At 67.8% G+C, this 2,056-nt stretch carries 1 protein-coding gene; it reads right to left on the reverse strand.

Annotated features, from left to right (window positions below):
- Window positions 1-59: 59 nt before the first annotated feature.
- Window positions 60-1,691 carry a hypothetical protein gene (locus QMO56_RS26710; RefSeq protein ID WP_283530679.1) on the reverse strand — a complete coding sequence of 544 codons (1,632 nt, stop codon included), beginning with the start codon at window positions 1,689-1,691 and terminating at the stop codon, window positions 60-62.
- Window positions 1,692-2,056: the final 365 nt, after the last annotated feature.

The following is a 2,056-nucleotide window of genomic DNA, read 5'->3' on the forward strand; positions in this document are numbered from 1 at the left end:
CCCAGCCACTAGCTTAACGTGTTGATGGCGGGGGCGGCAGTAATGCCGCCCCCGCTACTTCATTCGGCCGCCGCCTGCCGCTCCCACAGGCGCTCGATGGCGACCCGCAAGTCATAGCCGAGGATGTGGTCCTCGCGGACGGTGCCCTGGGCCAGGCCGAGCCGCTCGGCGGCGGTCTTCCCGTCCTTGGGGCTACGCCACAGCCAGTTGTGCCAGACCCTGAAGATCTCGAGCAGCAGGCCGACCATGCGGGGGTCGTAGGCCGCGTAGATTTGCCAGGACCGCCGCGCCCGGCGGACCGAACTGACGGGACGCTCGAACATCGCCACCCGGCGCCGGAGCATCGCGAAGGCTTTGTCTACGGGTGCCAGGGTCGACATCCGCAGCAGGTAGGCGACCTCGTTGTCACTGAGGTGGGTGGCGTCGCTGACGTAGCGCCAGTGCTTCCGCGGCTCGGCCGGGTCGGGCACCGGGTTCCCGACCCACGTGCGCTGGAGCTTCCGCACCGGCTCGGGGCTGCGGTCCCGGAGGTCCCGCACCATCCGCGCCACCACCTCGGTCGCGTCCCGCTGCTCCTCGCGGACCAGGTCATCGCCGACCGTCCAGGGGCGGGGCACCGGCAGCGCGGCGCGCAGGGCTGCGAAGCCCTTCCGACGGTCGGCGAGTTCCCTGCGGCGGCCGTCGATGCTGAGTTCCTTGTCGATGCGTACCTGGACCACCTCGGCCGAGCCGTCGAGGACTCGGTTGCCAAAGGCGCCCATGCAGGCGGCCAGCAGGCCACTGTCTTCGTCGAGGGCGAAGCTTAGGTGTGCGGTGCTCCGGAGCAGGTGGCGCAGGACGTGGAAATGGCCGTGGACGAGGTAGTCGGCGTGGATCTGCACCCCGCGGGATGGAAGCTGCTGTCCCTCCACCATGGCCTCGGGGGCGTCCAGGTCATCGCGTGTCCGAAAGCTGGCCTCGACCTGATCGCCAGTCCGCGCCGGGAGCAAAGGTACTGCCCGGGCGGCAGCGCGGGCCAGGGAGACCTCGTAATCGGCCTTGGTCCAGACCCGTGCCGTGTCCCGCAGCGCGGGCGGCTTGTCGGCGTCCCCGGCTTGCTGCCAGGCGGCCTCGACCGCCTCCTGGTCGAGGGAGGCGTCGAAGTTCGGGCTGAAGGCGAGGAGGTAGCCTGATTGTCGGTCGGCCGTGGCAACGGCGGTGAGCTGGATGGTCTTGCGGTTCGCCCGGCTGCCCCAGTTGACGATGTAGTCCTGGCGGTCGGTGCTGAGGTGCCTGCGGCCGAGGTCCATCTCCGGCAGGCGCGCCTCGCGGGACGCGGCGAACAGGGCGCACTGGCGGTGGATGAAGGCAATCTTGTCGTAGAGGGTGGGGAAGGAGACACCGCACAGCTCGACGATGCGGTTGAGCGGTGACTTGTTCACGAGGTGCCGGAAGATGGGAGCGTTGGCCCGGGTCCGGCGCTGACGCGAGGTCGGCCCCGCGACGGAGAAGGTCGCGCGGCAGGTGCGGCACTGGAAGCGGAGGGCGCCCGCCGCGCTGCGGCCGAAGCGCCGGAAGGCGCCGGGCAGGTTGGCGGGGTCGGAAACGCAGTCGGGAGTGGAGCAGACCAGCGGGACGGGCGTGAACAGGTGGGCGGCCTGTCGAAGGAATTCCTCGTGAATCGCGCGGTTGGACTTGATACGACTCTCCACACCGCAGTAGTTGCACCGCAGGTTGGACTCAATCCTGGCACCAGAAACTCGGTAGCCATCAGAAGCGGTGCCACGTCCCGTCAGTACGGCCCCGGTTCGAGGCTCGACACACATGTTCTCGCAGCCTGGAGTCTTGCAGAAATTGACTTGAATACTTTTGAAGCGGCCGGGGATGGGTCTCGTTCTACTTACGGAGCGTTTTCCCGCAGAGACCTCGTCAGTATTAGCGCCCAGCTTTGGGTGCCTCAATCCGTTCCCTTTAGGTTCCGAACCCGCCAAAACACCCCCAAAATACCAACGCCCGCTCCGGCCCGTAGTGAAACGGGGTCCGAAACGGGCGTCAACAGATTAAGCTAGTGGCTGGG

Origin of the sequence: Roseomonas sp. E05 (assembly GCF_030063475.1) — a bacterium.
Classification (GTDB): domain Bacteria; phylum Pseudomonadota; class Alphaproteobacteria; order Acetobacterales; family Acetobacteraceae; genus Pseudoroseomonas.